The organism is Veillonella sp. CNR 79/14, from assembly GCF_003992185.1.
GTDB lineage: Bacteria > Bacillota > Negativicutes > Veillonellales > Veillonellaceae > F0422.
Window position 1 is genome coordinate 1 of sequence record NZ_RQVH01000043.1, and the last position, 1159, is coordinate 1159.

The 1159-nt window shown below is 44.9% G+C and carries 1 protein-coding gene; it reads right to left on the reverse strand.

The genetic code is table 11. From position 1 onward, the window contains the following. Window position 1: 1 nt before the first annotated feature. A partial coding sequence (gene tuf, locus EO119_RS08040; protein WP_062401214.1) for an elongation factor Tu occupies window positions 2-1159 on the reverse strand: 1158 nt, incomplete at its 5' end.

Below are 1159 nucleotides of genomic sequence, written 5' to 3' on the forward strand. Positions count from 1 at the left end.
ATTATGCTTCGATAGCTGTAACAACACCAGCGCCTACTGTATGGCCACCTTCGCGAATCGCGAAACGTAAACCTTCTTCAATAGCGATTGGAGTGATAAGCTCGATGTTCATAGTGATGTTATCACCAGGCATACACATTTCTGTACCTTCTGGTAAGCTGATAACGCCAGTTACGTCAGTTGTACGGAAGTAGAATTGTGGACGATAGTTGGAGAAGAATGGAGTATGACGGCCACCCTCTTCTTTTGTCAACACGTATACTTCTGCTTTGAATTTAGTGTGAGGTTTGATGGAACCTGGTTTAGCCAATACTTGACCACGTTCGATGTCTTTACGATCGATACCGCGAAGAAGTGCCCCTACGTTGTCACCTGCTACTGCAGATTCCAAAAGTTTACGGAACATTTCAAGACCTGTAACTGTAGTGCTGGATGGTTCTTCTTGAAGACCAACGATTTCTACTACGTCACCTACGTTGATTTGACCACGTTCTACACGACCAGTTGCTACTGTACCACGACCAGTGATTGTGAACACGTCTTCGACAGGCATCAAGAATGTTTTGTCTGTGTCACGTTCTGGAGTTGGGATGTATTCGTCAACGCGAGCCATCAATTCGTTGATTGCTTCTACGTATGTAGCATCGCCTTCTAATGCTTTCAATGCAGAACCTGCCACAACTGGGATGTCATCGCCAGGGAATTCGTAGCTGGAAAGCAATTCACGGATTTCCATTTCTACTAATTCTAATAATTCTTCATCGTCAACCATGTCTTTTTTGTTCATGAATACAACGATAGCTGGTACACCAACTTGGCGAGCTAACAAGATGTGCTCACGAGTTTGTGGCATAGGGCCGTCAGCTGCAGATACAACTAGGATAGCACCGTCCATTTGAGCAGCACCAGTGATCATGTTTTTAACATAGTCAGCATGGCCTGGGCAGTCAACGTGTGCATAGTGACGAGTGTCTGTTTCGTACTCTACGTGTGCAGTGTTGATTGTGATACCGCGTTCACGTTCTTCTGGAGCTTTGTCGATCATGCTGTAGTCTTGGAAGTCAGCTTGACCTTTTTCAGCAAGAACTTTAGTGATTGCTGCTGTTAAAGTAGTTTTACCATGGTCAACGTGACCGATAGTACCAATGTTAACGTGTGG